General features: G+C 58.1%; 15 protein-coding genes. 9 read left to right on the top strand and 6 right to left on the bottom strand.

The window, feature by feature from the left end:
- Positions 1-13 precede the first annotated feature (13 nt).
- The 4 genes from glyA (at position 14) to ETW24_RS17860 (ending at position 5185) form a co-directional block, all read left to right on the top strand.
- Positions 14-1297 carry a serine hydroxymethyltransferase gene (gene glyA / locus ETW24_RS17875; RefSeq protein ID WP_129372290.1) on the top strand — a complete coding sequence of 428 codons (1284 nt, stop codon included), beginning with the start codon at positions 14-16 and terminating at the stop codon, positions 1295-1297.
- A 384-nt stretch (positions 1298-1681) separates the two neighbouring features.
- A complete protein-coding gene (locus tag ETW24_RS17870) occupies positions 1682-2473 on the top strand; it encodes a DeoR/GlpR family DNA-binding transcription regulator (RefSeq protein WP_129372289.1) in 792 nt (263 codons plus the stop codon).
- Positions 2474-2627: 154 nt separating this feature from the next.
- On the top strand, positions 2628-4304 hold the full coding sequence (locus ETW24_RS17865) for a Na/Pi cotransporter family protein (protein ID WP_129372288.1): 1677 nt from the start codon (positions 2628-2630) through the stop codon (positions 4302-4304).
- A 41-nt stretch (positions 4305-4345) separates the two neighbouring features.
- Positions 4346-5185, top strand: coding sequence for a DMT family transporter (locus ETW24_RS17860; protein ID WP_129372287.1), 840 nt, complete (start codon positions 4346-4348; stop codon positions 5183-5185).
- Positions 5186-5236: 51 nt separating this feature from the next.
- Here the strand turns inward: ETW24_RS17860 and ETW24_RS17855 are convergent, their stop codons facing one another.
- Together ETW24_RS17855 and ETW24_RS17850 are read right to left on the bottom strand one after the other, a co-directional pair.
- On the bottom strand, positions 5237-8023 hold the full coding sequence (locus ETW24_RS17855) for an ATP-binding protein (RefSeq protein WP_254695645.1): 2787 nt from the start codon (positions 8021-8023) through the stop codon (positions 5237-5239).
- A gap of 405 nt (positions 8024-8428) precedes the next feature.
- On the bottom strand, positions 8429-10777 hold the full coding sequence (locus ETW24_RS17850; RefSeq protein WP_129372285.1) for a methyl-accepting chemotaxis protein: 2349 nt from the start codon (positions 10775-10777) through the stop codon (positions 8429-8431).
- Positions 10778-10847: 70 nt separating this feature from the next.
- Here ETW24_RS17850 and ETW24_RS17845 point away from each other — a divergent pair, with 70 nt between their 5' ends.
- The 4 genes from ETW24_RS17845 to ETW24_RS17830 are packed head-to-tail and all read left to right on the top strand — an operon-like array spanning position 10848 to position 13419.
- Positions 10848-11336, top strand: a complete 489-nt coding sequence (locus tag ETW24_RS17845) for a hypothetical protein (RefSeq protein WP_129372284.1) — start codon at positions 10848-10850, stop codon at positions 11334-11336.
- Between the two features lie 47 nt (positions 11337-11383).
- A complete protein-coding gene (locus tag ETW24_RS17840) occupies positions 11384-11794 on the top strand; it encodes a plasmid mobilization relaxosome protein MobC (protein ID WP_129372283.1) in 411 nt (136 codons plus the stop codon).
- Positions 11791-13170 carry a relaxase/mobilization nuclease domain-containing protein gene (locus ETW24_RS17835; protein WP_164982767.1) on the top strand — a complete coding sequence of 460 codons (1380 nt, stop codon included), beginning with the start codon at positions 11791-11793 and terminating at the stop codon, positions 13168-13170. Before ETW24_RS17840 ends, ETW24_RS17835 begins: the two co-directional genes overlap by 4 nt.
- Before the next feature lie 21 nt (positions 13171-13191).
- On the top strand, positions 13192-13419 hold the full coding sequence (locus ETW24_RS17830; protein WP_129372281.1) for a hypothetical protein: 228 nt from the start codon (positions 13192-13194) through the stop codon (positions 13417-13419).
- Between the two features lie 38 nt (positions 13420-13457).
- On the opposite strand, the gene ETW24_RS17825 is transcribed toward ETW24_RS17830, so the two are convergent.
- Together ETW24_RS17825 and ETW24_RS17820 are read right to left on the bottom strand one after the other, a co-directional pair.
- The gene (locus ETW24_RS17825; protein WP_129372280.1) at positions 13458-13895 is read right to left on the bottom strand and encodes a hypothetical protein; all 438 of its coding nucleotides are present in this window, start codon (positions 13893-13895) and stop codon (positions 13458-13460) included.
- On the bottom strand, positions 13892-14128 hold the full coding sequence (locus ETW24_RS17820) for a hypothetical protein (protein WP_129372279.1): 237 nt from the start codon (positions 14126-14128) through the stop codon (positions 13892-13894). Before ETW24_RS17820 ends, ETW24_RS17825 begins: the two co-directional genes overlap by 4 nt.
- A gap of 522 nt (positions 14129-14650) precedes the next feature.
- Between ETW24_RS17820 and ETW24_RS17815 the strand changes: the two genes are divergently transcribed.
- Positions 14651-14830, top strand: a complete 180-nt coding sequence (locus ETW24_RS17815; RefSeq protein ID WP_129372278.1) for a hypothetical protein — start codon at positions 14651-14653, stop codon at positions 14828-14830.
- Between the two features lie 61 nt (positions 14831-14891).
- Here the strand turns inward: ETW24_RS17815 and mcrC are convergent, their stop codons facing one another.
- Both mcrC and ETW24_RS17805 read right to left on the bottom strand, forming a co-directional pair.
- Positions 14892-16019, bottom strand: a complete 1128-nt coding sequence (mcrC, locus tag ETW24_RS17810) for a 5-methylcytosine-specific restriction endonuclease system specificity protein McrC (RefSeq protein WP_129372277.1) — start codon at positions 16017-16019, stop codon at positions 14892-14894.
- A complete protein-coding gene (locus tag ETW24_RS17805; protein WP_205877296.1) occupies positions 16019-18247 on the bottom strand; it encodes an AAA family ATPase in 2229 nt (742 codons plus the stop codon). Before ETW24_RS17805 ends, mcrC begins: the two co-directional genes overlap by 1 nt.
- Between the last annotated feature and the right edge of the window lie 55 nt (positions 18248-18302).

Raw genomic sequence — 18302 nt, 5'->3', positions numbered from 1 at the left:
ACAGGAGCCCCGAATGTCCAAAGACCTCTTTTTCACCCAACCCCTCTCCGAGCGCGACCCTGAGCTTTATGCGTCGATCACCGCCGAGCTGGGCCGCCAGCGCGACGAGATCGAGCTGATTGCCTCCGAGAACATCGTCTCGGCGGCGGTGATGGAAGCGCAAGGCTCTGTGCTGACCAATAAATATGCCGAAGGCTATCCGGGGCGCCGGTATTACGGCGGCTGCCAGTATGTGGACGTGGCTGAAAACCTGGCCATCGACCGCGCCAAGGCACTGTTCGGCTGCGACTTTGCCAATGTGCAGCCGAACTCCGGCAGCCAGGCGAACCAGGGCGTGTTCCAGGCGCTGATCCAGCCCGGCGACACCATCCTGGGCATGGATCTGGCCTCCGGCGGCCACCTGACCCATGGCGCGCGTCCCAACCAGTCGGGCAAGTGGTTCAACGCGGTGCACTACGGCGTGCGCGAAAGCGACAACCTGATCGACTACGACCAGATCCAGGCGCTGGCAACCGAGCACCAGCCCAAACTGATCATCGCCGGCGGCTCCGCCATCCCGCGCCAGATCGACTTTGCAAAATTCCGTGAAATCGCCGACAGCGTCGGCGCCTATTTCATGGTCGACATGGCCCATATCGCGGGTCTGATCGCCGCCGGTGAGCACCCCTCGCCGTTCCCGCATGCGCATGTGGCCACCACCACCACCCACAAGACCCTGCGCGGCCCGCGCGGCGGCATGATCGTGACCAATGACGAGGCGATTGCCAAGAAAGTGAACTCGGCGATTTTCCCCGGCATCCAGGGCGGCCCGCTGATGCATGTGATCGCCGGCAAGGCGGCGGCCTTTGGCGAGGCGCTGAAGCCTGAGTTCAAGACCTACCAGAAACAGGTCAAGGCAAACGCGGCGGCCCTGGCGGACCAGCTGATCCAAGGCGGGCTGGACATCGTCACCGGCGGCACCGATACCCATGTGATGCTGGTCGATCTGCGTCCCAAAGGCGTGACCGGCAACATCGCCGACAAGGCGCTGGGGCGGGCCCATATCACCACCAACAAGAACGGCATCCCGTTCGACCCGGAAAAGCCCACCGTGACCTCGGGCCTGCGCCTCGGGACCCCGGCCGGCACCACCCGCGGCTTCGGCGAGGCAGAGTTCCGCCAGATTGCCGATCTGATCATCGAGGTGATCGACGGGCTGGCCGCCAACGGTGAAGACGGCAATGCGGATGTGGAAGCGGCGGTGCGCGCCAAGGTCGCGAACCTCTGCGCCAGATTCCCGCTGTACCCGAACCTGTAAGCCTTTGCAGCATTGAGACCACAAACCGCCGCGGCCGATCAGCCGCGGCGGTTTTCCATTGCGGCAAGGGCAAGGCTCCCGCGCCCCGCAGGTGCATCAAAGATGCCCCGGCACGGGCCTTGGGCCCGGCAGCGCCCCTGCGGGGTGCTGCCCGCGCCGTGCACCAGCACGGCGCCATGCCCAACGCTTTCGGGTCTGCCTGTGGCAGGCTGGAAAGGGGCGGGAGCGGCTGGCGGCTGGACGCAAAGGTGCCCGTTTGCAGGAGAATGTCCGGCAAAAAGTGGAAAGACCCAAAAAAATGTGGGAAAATGTGGGTTGACCTTGTAAGCCGGAAAAAATCCATGCCTTATGGCGTCAGGCAGTTAATCGCGAACAGGCTCACTCTTGTCGGACTCACTTTCTCTATCTCACCGCGAATTGGAGCTGGTGGACGCTTTGCGGCGCTTGGGCGGATCAGCCCGCAGTGCGGAGCTTGCAAAAATGCTGGATGTTTCCGAGGAAACTGTGCGCCGCACCATCAAGGCTCTGAACAAGGCTGGAGCCGTGCAACGGGTGCATGGCGGTGCCTTTCTGGCAGGGCCGCAAAGCGCGACCAGCTTCGCCCGGCGGATTTCTGAGAACCAAAAGGAAAAAGCCCGGATCGCGGCCCGGATCGCTGCACATGCCCGTGATGGCATGGCGCTGTTTCTGGATGTCGGCTCTACCACAGCATTTGTTGCCGAAGAGCTGCGGCAGAAGACCGGGTTGATCGTGGTCACCAATTCTATCGGAGCGGCACAGGCACTGGCAAACCACAATGGCAACAGGGTGCATTTGCTGGGTGGTGAATTGCAAAGCAATGAGCGCGGCACCTTTGGTTTTGTGGCTGAGCAGCAAGTCCGGCGGTTTGCGCTGGATCTGGCCATACTGTCTGCAGATGCATTTTCTGCCAAACAGGGCGTGCTCTATCACAGTGCGGCCGAGGCGCAGCTGGCCGGGGTGGTTGCCGATTGCACAGAGCAGGTGGCGCTGGCCATGGCCCATCCTAAGTTTGCGGAATCTGCGCCGCATTGCGGACCCTCTCCGCGCAAGATCAGTCTGCTGTTTACCGACCGCAGACCTGACAAGAAACTCTCAGCAGCGCTGGCAGGCTGGGGGGTGAAAGTGGACGTTGTTCCAAGTGGTAAAGATGACTGACGAACAGCTGCCTCTGCGGCAGTCTGAAATGCAGGCCGCTTGATGGGCGGCCGCTGGAAATGCCCGCAGCAGCTGCCTCAGGAACGGGGTAAGATTGCATTGGTTGCGACTGGGACAGAAACACCCCGGCTACAGGCCGCAAGCAGGAACTGACATGGCGATATTGACTTTTTTGATCAGTCTGGCGGGAGCCACGATGCTGCTTCTCTATGCGGTGCGGATGGTGCGCACCGGGATCGAGCGCAGCTATGGCGCCTCGTTCCAGCGGCTGCTGACCGGACGGCAAAGCCATCTGCAGGCGGGCCTGATGGGGCTGATGCTGGCGATCGTACTGCAAAGTTCGGCTGCCGTGGCGCTGCTCACCTCCGGGTTTGCGGCCAGCGGCTATCTGGCCTTTCCCACAGGGCTGGCCATCGTGCTGGGCGGCGATCTGGGTTCGGCGCTGATCATTCAGATCCTTTCCTTTGATCTTGATTGGCTGGTGCCGGTGCTGCTCGCGGCAGGCGGGTATCTGTTCGTCAAAACCGAGGCCAAGAAGGCGCGGCAGCTGGGCAGGATCTTGATGGGGGTCGCCTTCATTCTGATTTCGTTGCGATTTCTGCGCGAAGCGATGGATCCGATTCGCGACAGCGCTTTTCTGCCGGCGGTTGCAGGCTATTTGGCGCGGGATTACATCACGGCGTTTCTGGTCGGTGGCGCGCTGGCTTTTGTGATGCATTCGTCAGTTGCCGCTATCCTGATGTGCGTGACGCTGGTGCAGATCGGAGCGATCCCCTTTGCCGCTGGCCTTTCACTGGTATTGGGGGCGAATTTCGGTTCTGCTTTCATTCCCGTCTGGCTGAGCCGCGGAATGGATTTGCGGGCACGCCGCATCCCTTATGCCAACCTGGCTTTGCGCGGCACCTGGGCGGTGATCTGCCTGTTCGGTGCCAATCTGGCGCTGCGCCAGGGGGTGTTGGGGGATCCGCAAGGCGGCCAGATGCTGGTCAACGCGCATCTGGCCTTCAATGCGTCACTGCTGGTGCTTGCGCTGCCGGTTTGCACACCGTTGGGAGAAATCTTTGCCCGGCTGTTCCCCGAACCCGCGCAGACAGAGATAAACCATCCTGGGCGGCCTGTCAGTGCGCTGGAGCAGGGCAGCTATGGCTCAGCTGCGGTGTCTGTTTCGAACCTTAAACGCGAGCTGCTGCGAATGTCGGATCAGGTCAATGCCATGTTCCGCCCGGTACTGGAACTGTACCAATCGGGTGGCAAGGAGAAAATCAAGACCGTCCAGCTGATGGACGCCGAGGTCAACGCTGGGCTCTCCGGTGTCCGGAAATATGTGGCTGCGATCCCCGAGGATGGCTTTGATAAAGAACAGCTGAAGACGGCCCGCAGTCTGATGGAGTATGCGATCCGGCTGGAAACCGCTGGTGATGTGGTGGCGCGCCGGCTGACAGTTCTGGCGGGTGATTTGAACAAAAGGAACCTGAGCTTTTCCAGGGAAGGCTGGATGGAGATTACCCGGATGCATGAGGCAATCCTGGCCAATATGCAGCTGGCCTCCAATGTGCTGATCTCCGATGATTTGGAAAGTGCACGGCTGTTGAGCCTGGAAAAAACCGAATTGAAGCGGATGGAGCACGACAGCCGGAAACGTCACCTGAAACGGTTGCAGAATGGTGCCCGGGAAAGCTTTGACACGTCCGATATCCATTTGGAAACGCTGCGTGCCTTGCGCGAATTCAACAGCCACATTGCAGCTGTGGCCTATCCGGTTCTGTACCGGAACGGTCAGCTGCTGGAGACCCGGCTAATCAATGAAATGCTGCCGGAAGACGCCGAGTGACGCTTGAAATCCAGCCGCCTGCCTAAAGGCCTGTCCAGAACATGACCCTTTTTATCATCGCTATCATCTTGTCGGCAGCGCTGTTGCATGCTGTGTGGAACGCCATCGTGAAGACGGCTGCGGACCGCACCACCACACTCGGGCTGGTTGCCTTTGGCCACGTGATCCCCAGTGCCGTGATGATCACAATTCTGCCGCTGCCTTCTGCTGAAAGCTTTGTCTATATCTTGCTCTCAACGGTGGTTCACTTCGGGTACTATTACATGCTTGGCCGCGCCTATCAGCACGGCGACCTCAGCGTCGTTTACCCGATCGCCAGGGGTATCGTGCCGGCGCTTGTCGGCATATGGGCGATGATCTTTGCCGGCGAGGTTTTGCCATTGCAGGCCTGGGCGGGCATTGCGGTGATTGCCCTTGGCATCCAGCTCAGCAGCTGGAAGGCGCTGCGCTCGGGTGTCGGGCGCGCGGCTCTTGGTTTTGCCGCGGGGACCGGTTTTTGCATTTCGATTTATTCATTGGTCGACGGTATCGGCGTGCGTTTGTCCGGTAACACGCTCAGCTACTGGGCCTGGGGGGCATTTCTGCACATTTTTATCGCCGGATTCATTGCTGTGCGCAAGCGCAGCACGCTAGCGGCTTTGCCCAGGCGGACATGGATCCTGGGGATTGCCGGAGGGCTGGTATCCATGACGGCTTACGGGCTGGTGCTTTATGCCAAGAACTTTGCCCCGCTTGGCGCTGTTTCCGCGCTGCGGGAAACGTCGGTGATCTTTGCCGCGCTGATCGGATTTTTCTTTCTCAAAGAAGGATATTGGATACGGCGGCTTGGTTCTGCGGTATTGATGGCCTGCGGTGTGGCCCTGATCGGAATGGCTGTCTAGATCCTGTGCGGCTTGATGCGCTGGCGCAATCAATGAGATTGGGTTTAGACCTCAGGCTCTTGCTCGGGGCTGCGATTCAAGGGCGGCAGTATCTGTCAGAAATGATGCCAAAGTGTGCAGCAGAACTGCCTTTTTGACCGGCTTGGCCAAGAAGTGATCCATGCCCGCATCCAGACAGGCTTGCCGGTCGCTGGAAAACGCGTTGGCCGTCAGGGCAATGATTACTGGCTGGGGAAAGGGCAGATTGCGGATCTCCCGGGTGGCCGCAATGCCGTCCAACTCGGGCATCGACATATCCATCAGGATAATATCCGGTTGCTGCTCCTTAAACATGTCAACTGCCGCGCGGCCATTCCCGGCTTCAGCCAACTCCACCGGCTGACCGCGCAGAAATTTGCGGATCAGCAGCCTGTTGGTCTGGTTGTCCTCAGCCAGCAAAACCTTGCAAGGCCTGATCTGAGGCGCGGTGTCCAATAAAAACTCTGCCGCCGGGGAGGGCGCTTGCCTGGCTGGCGACATTTGCAGTTCCAGCCGGAAGCAAGAGCCTTGGCCGGGATCTGATTTAACCGAAATGCTGCCGCCCATCCGCTTGGCCAGCATGCTGGAAATGGTAAGCCCCAGCCCGGTTCCGCCAAACTCCTTTGTCGTTGCCGCGTCTGCTTGGGTGAAGCGGTCAAAGATATGGCGCGCTTGTGAGCCGGAAATTCCGATCCCGCTGTCCTCAACTTCGGCGATCAGGCGGCATGGGTTTCCGTCGGCATGCGAGACGCGGACGTCAATTCTGCCTTGCGGCGTAAACTTGACAGCATTGCCGATCAGATTGACCAGAATCTGCCGCAATCGCCCGTCATCTCCATGCAGCCGCTCCGGTAGCCCGTCAGCGTAAGAGACCTGCAGCGACAGGCCTTTTTCCAGCGCTTTCGGGCGGAACAGCCCCGCCGCACTGCCAATACAGTCGCGCAGATCGAAGTCCTCTTCGGTTATAGAGAATTTCCCGGCTTCCAGCCGCGACAGGTCAAGGATGTCATTGATGATCTTCAGCAGTGCCTGGGCCGAACTGCGGATGGTTTCCACATTTTGCTGTTCATCCAGCGAAAGCTCCGCCTCAGCCAGCAAATCAGCCATGCCGATGATACCGTTCATCGGAGTGCGGATTTCATGGCTCATATTGGCCAGGAATTCCGTTTTGGCCCGATCGGCCTGTTCGGCCGCAACCTTGGCCTCGGCCAGTTCCCGTTCACGCAGTTTGCTATGGGTGATGTCGCGTTCAATGCCGATAATCAGGTCGACTGTGCCATCTTCGCGGGTCACTGGGACGATATTGGTATCGAACCAGGCTTCTTCCCCTGACTTGGTGTAGGTGAGCACCTCGTTGTGATAGCGGATGCCAAGGTCCTTGTGGCGGTTCATTTCCCGGATCACGCCAAGATCGGTATCCGGGCCGTCCAGCAATTCTGAAGGTGTCCGGCCAATTGCCTCGCTGGCGGCATAGCCTGTGACGCGGGTGAAGGCCTCGTTGACCCAGAGGATCTGCCGCTCTGCATCGGTCAGGATGATACTGTCGGACGCGTGTTTTGCGACCAGCGACAGACGGTGCAGTTCCGCCTGTTGTTTTTGCAATTCGGCATGGGCGTCTTCCAATGCGCGTTTGCCGTGTTTCAGTTCGCTGTTCCGCTCGGACAGAGTCTGATTCGCACGGATCAGTTCTTCGCGCAGATGGACATCCTCCGACACATTCCAGTTGACGCCAATCATCCAGTCGCGGCCTTGCGCATCTGTAAACGGGCTGGCCAGCGCCCGGATATGCTTGAAGGTGCCATCTTCCAGAACAATCCGGAAGTCCGACGCGAAATGTGTCTTGTTCCGTTCCGCTGACTGCAGTGCCTTGGCCACCCGGTCCCGGTCGCCGGGGTGCAGCATGGCCATCCATTCGGCCCCCTCCGGCGGCCCGTGCTGCACGGGTACGCAGTAGAGTTCATGCATGCGGCTGTCCCAGCTCACCTTCTGACTCACCGTGTCGCATTCCCAAATGCCCACACGGGATGTTTTGACTGCAATTTCCAACCGCCGCGAGACGGCCTCCAGCTCGGCTTCCCTGCGCCGCAGCTGGCCGATAACGGTTTGCCTTGCAGCAGACAGCCTGCCGGCCAGAAACGTCGGGAAAACGACCAGTGCCGCCGCCGCCAACAGACCCAGCCTCAGCTTCCACAGGTTGCCAGGAATACTTTGCCAGCCGCCTCGGGGCCGGGCGGCCAATTTCCAGGAACCAACTGGCAGGTTTATGTCCAGCAGAACGGGATCTCCGGTCAGCATGTCCGGCACGCCGAAAAACTGGCGTCCAGAGGGGCCCGTCCCGTCTTGGCCGGTCAGCGCTATTTCCAGGCCGCCCTTGTTTCCATGGATGCCGGTCTCGGTGTAAAGAGTGCCGGTTGCGACCACAGCCGAGAGAATGCCCCAAAACTGCCGGTCAGTCCCCGACCCGGTGAAAATAGGAAGCCGGTAGATAAACCCGGTGCCGCCCTGTACCAGGTTTACCGGCCCGGCCAGCACCATGTCACCGCTATCGCGAACCCGGTGTGCCGCCTCCCGCTGTGCGGCATTCTGATTGTAGTCCAACCCGATGACGGGTTCGTTTCCTTTCACCGGATAGACCAAGGAAACCACTAGGCCGGGAGCTGCAGCGATGTGCCGGATGGCGGTCTTTCCCTCCAGCACCTGTGCGGCCATCCGGCTGAACCGCGCCTGCTGCATGTCCGGTTCGGTGGCCAGCATCGCTGCCAGCCCGCGCAGCCGCTGATAGTCGCCATTGACTTGGCCTTCCAGCCGGGACTTGAGCATCCCTGCCTCTTGCTGGACCCTGGCACGTTCAGACTGGTGGTGGATTGTGGCGTTTTGCTGCTCAGCGTAAAACCCTGCAGCACAGACTACCGCCAAGGCAAGCAGGGCGGGCAGGTATGTCCGGTTGCTGAAGGCGCGCAGCCAGCGAGCAGGAAGTTTAGACACGGCCATCTTGCCACCTTTGCATTTGCGCGAAGCACTGCTGGCATCCGTGTCCAGAATGTATGCCAAGTGTTCGGTTCAGCCCCAATGTCCTCTTAAAGTCTGAAAATAGGGTTTTCACAACACCGGTGCAGGCTGAGCGGCGCTGCGGCCGCCAACGCGGCGTCCGCAGCGGGCCGTTGCGCGACGGGTTTTGCAACTAGGTTGTTGTCTTTGCCATAATGTGCTCCGCTCCAGTCGGGATCAAAAGTCCTGCCATTTTGCCAAGGCGGCCGAGCCCTCCGTGGCGGGAATGGCGGAATGCGTCTCAGGCAAATCATCCCAGCCAGAGCCATGAGCGGATGGCTGGACTGGTTCCGGCACCTGGCGGGGCGAAGGTGTGTCCATACCGACATTGAAATTGTCCACCAGCCCGGCCAGCTTGGAGGCGTCGCCGTTCAGAAGCTGGCCTGCTGCCGTCATCTGCTCCACCATCGCGGCGTTCTGCTGGGTCACTTGGTCCAGTTGCATCACGCCGGTGTTGATTTCACCAATGCCCGTGGATTGTTCTGCTGCGCCCTCGGCAATCCCCGAGACAAGCCCCGAGATATGGGTGACCTGGGAGACGATGCTGTTCAGCGCCTCGCCGGCTTTGCCGACCAGATCCACACCCTTTGCCACTTGGTCACCGGAATTGGAGATCAGCGCCTTGATTTCCATGGCCGCATCCGAGGACCGCTGCGCCAGGGCCCGCACCTCGGAGGCAACAACAGCAAAACCGCGTCCGGCATCGCCTGCGCGCGCCGCCTCGACGCCTGCATTCAGCGCCAGCAGGTTTGTCTGAAACGCGATATCGTCGATCACACCGATGATCTGCGAAATATGGGAGGCCGATGCTTCGATCCCGTTCATCGCAGAAACCGCGTTTTGCACCACTTCACCGCTGGCCTCGGCTTCGTCCCGGGCCTCGTTCATGGCGGTTTCCACCCGGCGTGCGCCATCGGCTGCAGCCTTAACGCTGGCGGTCATCTGATCCAGCGCTGCAGCGGTCTGCTCCAGCGTGGCGGCCTGGCTTTCGGTGCGCTGCGACAGATCATCCGAGGCCTGGCTGATTTCAGAAGTGCCATTGCGGATGCTGGTGGTGGCTTCCACCACTTCGCGCACTGTATTGTTCAAGGTGTCAGCCGTCTGGTTGAAGTCAAGGCGCAGGCCCTTGTACGCTTCCGGGAAAGGTTCTGTAATCGGGTTCGAAAAGTCCCCGTTTGCCAGACGCTTCAGGCCGTTACGCAGTTCACCAACAACGAGATCCTGCTGGCGTTGCAATTCAGCCCGTTCCTCTTCTGCCGTCTGGGCATTTTGCAAGTCAGTTTTGAAACCTTCGAGGATACCGGCAATATTGCCGAATTCATCGCCGGTGCCATGACCGGCGACCGGGTGATTGTAATCCTTGGCTGCGATGTGCTCGACACTGTCGGACAGGGCCGAAACCTTGCGGGCAATGCTGCGGGCTGCCACCCAGGACAGGAGTGCCACAGCCAGTGCCACGCCAACGGCCTGCAGCATGGCGGCGTTGGACAGGCTGTTTTGGGCTGCCAGCGCCTCGGCGCTGTCAACTTCCAGGACAATGCCCCAGGTCCGGTCTTCGAGGGCGACGCCCGCAGCCATGGCTTCGACCGGTTGGCCCGCCAGGCCCGGAGTGCCCGAAAAGCTGCTTTTCCCGCCGCCAAGTGCCGCCGTAATCTGTGCCAAACCGGGCAGGTCCGACAAGGCCTGATGCCCGTTGCCGCGGTCCGAAGCAGTCAATGCGACTCCATCGCCGCGCACCAGGTAGGCCTGGCCGGATTCCCCCAGCAGACTGGAGTGGGACAGAAGCTCAGAGATGTCTTCAACCGGGACGCGCAGCACCAGCGCCCCCATCATTGCGCCTTTCTTCAGGATCGGAGCAGAGATGAACATTGCCGGGCGGCCGCTATCGGCTTGGTAGGCAGCCATTTCCGACAGGAACACCTGGCCGCGCTCCAGTTCCAGCGCGGCGCGGAATGCTATGCCCAACCCGCTGTCCTGATACGGCCCATCCAGGTAATTCAGCGCAAAATCATCGTTCTTTTGCACCGCATAGACCATGTTGCCCTGCACATCCAAAAGATAGGCGTCCAGGAACCCCTGTTCTTCCAGAAAGGTGACAAATCCGGTGTGATTCATCTTGTGGCGGATGGACCAGGCGGATTTGTCTTTGGCATCGAGCAGCTTGTAGCGCTCACCTGCAGGGTTGGGGTTGCCGTCCGCATAGGCGGCGCGCAGATGCCCGCTGGGGTCATCGCCCAGAGAATAGAAACCGTTGGAAAAATCCCGCAATGCCGTTTCAACTGCTTTACTGGCCACCAGTGTCCGGGTCTGCGAGCGCAGGTCGGCCACCCAGTTCTCCAGTGCCTCTTTGCGCTCTTCCAGCAGTGTCGCATATGCAGCTTCCCGGTTGGCCTTCAGTGCTTGCCCGGCCTCCCAGGCAAAGAATAGGCCAGAGGCGAGGGTCAGAATTATCGTGGGGGCGGCGATAGACAGCGGCAGTTTGCGGCCCAATGGCATATTCGCCCAGAATTTGAACAGTCGAGTCATTGCAGCGTAGTTCCCATCAACATTTGAGTCTGCCGGCAGCCTGGGAGCAGCCGTGAACGGTGCCAGCTGAGTGGCGCCTGATGGCAAAACACTTGATGGGATTCATTTCGGCAGCGTTAAATTATGTGCCAAAACCCCTGATTTGCTGCATTTGGCAGGTCATATGCAGCAAAAAAGCAGATCCATTTTTATCTGTGCCCTTACGCGCCTGTTGCGAATCGCCGGTGCACCACTGAGCCGTGCCCCCTCCGGCCGGGCTTGGAAGAGCGGCGAATCCCATGCGCCAGCTTCAGTATCCGCTGCACAGGGTAAATTGCATTCAAGGGCAGCAGGACAGGCGGGCTGCGAGTCTGAGGATATGAAAACCCCTGTGCTCACGGTGATTTTGCGTGTTTGCAGCGCTCGTCTTACTGAAACAGGCTGCCGAAAAAAACCGGCACTATCTGCTCAGTATTCTGAAAACATTCAATTTTTGAAAGATGGTGCAGCTAGAGGGAGAAAGTTCGAACTCTCTCTTCGCCATCCTCCAAGAATGGGAAACCATTCTCCAGACCTGTGATCTGCCTTCCAACACCGTAACTCAGGACAACGATCCGGGGTGCGGTGATGAGCATTTCGGAGCGTGATTTCAACAAAGTAGCTGGGAAGCCAGTAAAAAAGCGGGAAGCTCCATTCTCGCTCCGACTGAGCTTTGACGAGAAAGCCGCGCTGCTAGAAGCCGCAAACGGCGTGCCGCTCGGTGCCTACATTAAGGCCAAGCTCTTTGACGAACCGTTGGAGAAGGTGCGCCGCCGAAACACGAACCCCGTAAAGGATCACGAGGCTCTGGGCCGAGTGCTCGGAACGCTGGGCGGTTCGCGCCTGTCCCAGAACCTGAACCAGCTTGCTCGCGCGGCTAACACTGGCGCGATGCCTGTTTCGCCGGAACTTGAAGAAGAACTGCGCGAGGCATGCAAGGAAGTCGCCGAGATGCGTGCGGAACTGCTCCGCGCGCTCGGGAATGGAGATCAGCCATGATCCTCAAAGGTTCCCAGCGCGGCAATGCCCGCGAGCTTTCCAAGCATCTGATGAACGTCCGCGACAATGAGCATGTGGAACTGCACGATCTTCGCGGCTTCATGAGCGAAGAGGATCTGCATGAGGCTCTCGCCGAGGCCGAAGCGATCTCGAAGGGCACGCGCTGCAAGCAACATCTATTCTCTCTCAGCCTGAACCCTCCCGAGGGCGTTCACGTCGATACGCAGACCTTCGAGACCGCCATCGAAATGGCCGAACAAAAGCTCGGCCTCGATGGTCAGCCGCGTGCTGTCGTCTTCCATGAAAAAGAAGGTCGGCGTCACGCCCATGCCGTTTGGAGCCGTATCGATACCGACTCCATGACGGCGAAGCAGATGTCTTTCACGAAAGTAAAGCTCATGGACGTCTCGCGTGAGCTGTATCTTCGTCACGGCTGGGAGATGCCGAAGGGGATGGTGGATCGTGAGAACCGCAATCCGCTGACTTTCTCTCGCGCGGAGTGGCAACAAGCGGCGCGTGCAAAGCTCGACCCCCGCATGGTCAAGGCCATGTTCAAAGACACTTGGGAGCGTTCGGATTCTGCGGAAAGCCTCAAATCCGCCCTGGAACAGCGCGGCTACTATCTCGCGCAAGGGGATCGTCGGGGCGTGGTTGCCGTGGATTATCGAGGTGAAGCGTTCTCCTTGTCTCGCTGGGTGGGCGTGAAGGCCAAAGACGTCAATGCCCGCTTCGCGAATGCCACAGAACTTCCAAAGGTTGATGAGCAACGACAGCATGTTGCTGCGCTGATGGCGGACGGCTTGCGCCGTCAACGCGCCGAGATCGAAGAAGGATACAAGCGCGCCCGTCCGTCAATCGAGTTCCGCCGCACACAAATGGTGGAACGACATCGCATCGAGCGCACCGGGATGGCTGAGCTTCAAAAGCAACGCGAAACCCGTGAAGCGGCTGCGCGCGCCTCACTTCTACCGAATAAGGGCGTGGGCAAGTGGTGGAGCCAACTTACTGGCCGATATTCGAAGCTGATAGCCCAGAACGAGCATGATGCATGGCAAGCTCTAAAGCGTGATCAGGTCGAGCGCGACAAGATGATTTCGCGGCAACTCGATGAACGCCAGCGCTTGCAGCAGGCCATTCGTGCCATGCGGGAAGAGCGGATCAAGGAACTCATGGCGCTACGTCAGGAGATCGCGAACTACATGCTAATGAAGCAGGGCAAGGTTCCGAAGATCGAGCCCAAATACCCGACGACCCGTGCGGACGCGCGATCCGAAGAGACCAAACGAACAGAACGCCGCCGCGCCGATGATCGTCAGCGCGAACGCCAATGTCAGCGCCCGCGAGACCGTGGGCTTGATCGGGGCCGAGAGTTTTAACCAGTAGAAAGGAGATCGCCCATGCGACAGGAACTACGACAAACCTTCATGCTGAACCTAGATGAGAAACACGCTCATCTTCTCAATGATCTGCGCGAGCATTTCAGGTTGAAGGCTGAAGATACCCTCCGCCTCACAATCAGGCTGGCTCATGCACGCTTGAAAAAGCCCGATGTGCTTGTGCCGAAGTTCAAGCCATCGGCGCACCGCGATGATTGGTATGATGATGAGGACAATGGGCCAGTCTAAATGAACGAAAGCGCCGCATGTTCCAGCGGCGCTTTCTTCTAGAGCGCGTCGAATAGATCGGCTTGTTTGAGCGTTTCGCTATCTTTTCTCGGCAGAAAGACTGCTTTCGGTCCGACAAGAACGCAGGCCTGCTTGCCATGACGAACACGCATGCCGTGGTAAAAGCCTTCGGGCTTTATGCGCTGCTCGAAGGGCAGCATCGCGAATTCATTGTAGGTCGTGGGCTCGCCGTCAAAGAAGCGCTCGGGCACGAGACGATATGCTTCGGCGGATTTGCTGTTTGTGCCAGTGCAAACCCATAGACCGTTCTTCCAGGAGAAGGGTTTCCTGATCTTTCCGTGCGCGATCTTGTCGGCGCTGTAGGACGCCGCGATATCGCCTTCTCCGATCTGTCGGTTTCGCGTATGGCACCATGTTCCAGAAGCTAGTCGCGAAGGATCAACGCGGTGCTCTTGGGGTTCGATGGGGGCGCTCATGAGCGCCCCGCGTCGTTTGTTGCTTCGGGAGCATCCTCCAGCGGGAGGCGCAGGACGATGCGGCCATTGATCGGGCAGGTTTCGAGTTGGAGCGTAAAGCCTCGTCCGTCTTTGTGTTGCCAAGCGGCTCCGACTTTGTTCCAGTAGGATTTTTCACATTTTTGGGTGACGTGCCACGCCAGATAGTCGGGCGCGTTTAAGTTCAGGTTTTGGTTCGTTTTTTCGCGTGCCATGGTTTTCTCCTTTGCTTCAAGTTGGCTTGCTAACGCCCTCCCGTACGGGCGAAGGCAAAGGATCAGGGTTCATGTTCAACACGGCTGGCGAAGCCAGGTGGTGCGGACAGGACATTGAATACAGAGCCGCATTCGGCCAGGGATTTAGGGGCAATCAGTGCAAGCCACTTCGACGCAATGGAGACAGACAGCAGTGAAGTAAGCGGCCAGACCTGACCTAGCCGCGCCCACAGAGCATGCCGATCTAAACCCATCTTCGAAAATCCGCATCTGGAGCAAGGCGACGCTGGCTTTCATAAGCGGGCGGGCAAACGCCTCTGAAGCCTGCTGCCATCAGGCCGCATCAATACCGCCTTCGCGGCAATCCTCTCCAAACCGACGAAGCCGCATTTCATGCGCATCTTTCCATCGTTCCAAGACCGTCTCCCGACCCATCAGGGCCTTCACTAGCCAATGATGGTGTTCGTGAGGGCCGAAAGGCCCTGAGCGGTTCGGGGCCTCCTTGAAACAAAGGAGGATACGATGAAACTCGTGTCACGATTTGAAGCGGCATCCCGCAGCACGGCAGAATTGCATGGACTTCTGAGCGAAGCCTTCAATGCCTTCGCCATCGCGCCGCGGGGCTCGGAAGAGCGCCGTAACGCGCTCCAGTCGATGCGCAATATCGAAGATGAGCTGGCGGTTCGCCCGCCCAAGCTCTAACTCACGCGGTCAGCCGTCAGGCTGGCCGTGTTCTTTTCTCTAGATATTCGAAGTGCTCGGCTTACTGCTCTAATACGCTCAGCATTGGAAGGCTTCGTAGCCTGTCGACGACTGTGGAGCTGGGCTGCGCTAGATCAATGGTGACGAACCGAACACTATGTCCTTGAACCACTGCGGTCTCATCCACATCCGTTCCGATCGAGGGGTATAGCAACATACCTTCGGAGTTGAGCGACAAGGGATCGTCTGAACGCTCCTGGCTGCGAAGATATGAATAAAGCTGATAGATATGATCGGTCTTAAACCTATTGCCGCCGTATTGCGAAGCGGTCAGCACATTAGTGAATTTCGTATCAATAATGATGCGCCGGTTTTCGGGCGCATTCTCAAGGATGATGTCTGTGACCATAATCGGCAGATAAGTGCCAATGCCGGAAGAAGCTGCTGCTACTGGCCATTTGAACTGCTTGCCAGGGAAAACGCGCCAGCCGTTTTCGCGCGAAAGCTCAACCGCGAAAAAATTGCCAATCGCCTTTTCGAAGAGCTTTCGGAAAGCGGTTTCGTCACGTTGTGCTTTTAGTAGCGAGCGTGTGCCTTCCTGCTCGGTGGGCAGGACGAGATCAAACACCGCCTTCGCCAATGAGACCATTAGGCGATCTTCACCTTCATGGCGAGCAATTTGATCGGCAGCAATTTCAGAGCGGGAGGGCTTTGTTCCGCTTACGCCCGCTCGTCCTAAAGCATGGGCAAGCGTACGGCAGCGGTGGCATAGGTCTTCGTTAACGAGCCATCCGGATAACCGCTCCAGCGCAGCACGAACAAGCTGGTTGCGTGGTGTATCAAGTGTCAGCTCTTCAAATCGGCAAGCTACCTCACCTCGCCGAAAAAGATCGCGGGAGACGCTTTCCAGAACATCGATCCGCCCACGCACGCGCCGAAGGACATCCTCACGCCGCCGATATCCGAAACTCAGATTGCGCCGAAGGCGTTTCTCAGTCGCAAAGCAAAGAAGACGTGCGACCAATGATTTGAAATCAGGTGAATCCTCAATCTCAGCCTCGAAGCGGTCACGAAACTGCGCAAGGCCAGAAGCGTACAAGAATAATAGCCAAACATTTCGAACAGGAATCTTGTCCAGCGCAAGGAGCGCAGCTTGTTCGGGAACTTGCTCTGCCTGCAAGGCCTCCATCAAAATCCCTCTAACAGCTTCCGTGTCGCGCTTGTCGCCTTGTCGGGGTTGTCGAACCAGTATTCATCAAGAAGCGGGCCAATCTCCGTCTCGATTATCTGACAGAACCACTTCGCCGGGTTGGCGATCTTCTCCCCCGCGGCGGGCGTCACATAGCTATGTCCAATCCTGAATTGAGCGCCCAGAGAACGGTCGTTCGCGATTTCTTCATTCAATTCCGTAATCAAGTTCTGGATTTTGGTGATAGCGCTGTCTTCCAAACCAGCTTGCTCGGCGCACCAAGTTTTCCACGAGCCGTTCAGCATCGTTTCAAGGGTCACAAAGGCAAAGCGACGACGAAGTGCAAGGTCAACTAAAGCCAGCGAGCGATCTGCGATGTTCATCGTCCCGATGACATAGAGATTATCTGGAATGTAGACGCGTTCTCCTGCTTCATTGTGATAGGCAAGCTCAATTGCTTCATCTTCTCGCCGCTTGTCCTTTTCGAGAAGAGTCAGCATCTCCCCAAAAATTTGTGCAGGGTTTCCGCGATTTATTTCCTCGATGATGACGACAAACGGACGATCCCGCTCAGCGCGGGCGGCTTCGATGGCCTCTAGAAAGACGCCGTCAGTCAGTTTGAGTTGCCCGTCCCCGTCTGGCCTCCAACCGCGAACAAAATCTTCATAAGAAAGTGACGGGTGAAATTGGATCGAGCGCGTGCGCTTCCTGGTTAATTTCCGGTCGCGCGTTCCAATGAGCGCGTAAGCGAGGCGTTTTGCAAGCCAGGTCTTTCCAGTGCCTGGAGGCCCTTGAAGGATAAGGTTCTTCTTCGATGACAGACGTGTGAGTGCGTCGTTCAGATTGTCCTCGGGAAGAAAACATCCGTCACCGATGATGTTTGAAACGTCATAGGGTTCGAAAGTTGCTTCCTCGATGTCAGCCTCGGCTTCCTCCTCGTCGATCTGCAAATCAGCGATGGTATCGGCAGCCTTTCGGTATTTCTTCGCCCAATATGGCTGTCGTATCCAAAAATCATAATCTTGTTTGCTATCGCCAAACGCGAACTGAACAAGCCTGCGTGCAAGTCCGTCAGAGATATCGGCCTCGACGACAGTCACGCGATAAGTGTAAAAGTACCACTCCTTTGCTTTTTCGAGAGGGGTCCAGTCTACCTTCACGGTTTGGCCGTCTTTGGTTGCCTCGGTAATTGTTCCTACGGCTTTGATCCGCATGCATGATACGGGCTTCTCTTGGTTTTCGAAGGGAAGGCCGTACTTCTTTACGAATGAAGCTTTGATTGCGATGCGGTCGCCTGGCTTCATGCGCGCAACATGTTCAGAGAACTTGTCGTCGTATCCGTTCTGCCAAATGCCTTCTTCGAGGAAACGTTCGGTCTGATCGCCGTTATCACCCCACAGCGCGCCCACGAACCAAAAGCTGCGCTTAGGATCATCGAATAATTCCGCAGCCACATCGTCCGAAATCGCGGGTGCTACTTCGTCATCATCGACAGCCGTATCGCGGTAGCGGGAATGAACATCTTTAAAAAGTGCGACGGCACTTTCGTGGTCAAGGTAGGTTTCTCGGCCCTCAGTGGTCAGGCTCCATTGACCGCGCTTCTTGCTCTCAACAAGTCCAGCCTTTACGAGATAGAAACGTGCCCAGCCGACCTGATTTTCGTATTTGGACTGGCCATTTTTGTTCGTTTCCTTGAGCTCGTCCTCGGTGACGTCGGAAAGTTCGATCACCTTGTCCATAACCTGGCGGGCCTCTGCCGATCCTCCAAAATCGCGTAAAGCATCGAGGACAGGGCCGAAGAATTGAACGAATTTTGGCCCAACGGCGGCAATCTCGGTGGGCTCATGTGTAGAAGGCAGTCCTAGGTCGTCTGGCGCATTTGGTGCCCAGTCGAACATCTTTTGTTGCTGCTTTTTGACGAAGTCCGCCGGGTCATCGACATCGAAACCGAATTCTTTGGCTGCCGTGATGAAGCCCTCGCGGGCAGTGCCGTCGAGCGTGCCGGATTTCAAGTTGCCTTGGTTGACCACGATGGAGCTGGGCATCGGCCAGCCACGCTCAGCGGCGATCTTAACAAGATCACCGAGATGAGTGTTCATCTTGTAACGAACATTCTTCCATATTGCGCCATTGGCTTTCGCCAGCTCGCCGTAGCTGATGAAGTGGCGGTCTCGCGCTGCAGCGAGAATGGCGCTATAGCTGATCTGCAAGTCGAGCGTATCTGTCATGACTCGACAGTAGCGAAAAGGATTGGTCGGCGATAGCCATTTATATTACTTATCA

Source organism: Leisingera sp. NJS204, assembly GCF_004123675.1.
Taxonomy (GTDB): Bacteria; Pseudomonadota; Alphaproteobacteria; order Rhodobacterales; family Rhodobacteraceae; genus Leisingera.
This window is presented reverse-complemented; position numbering and strand designations above follow the sequence as displayed.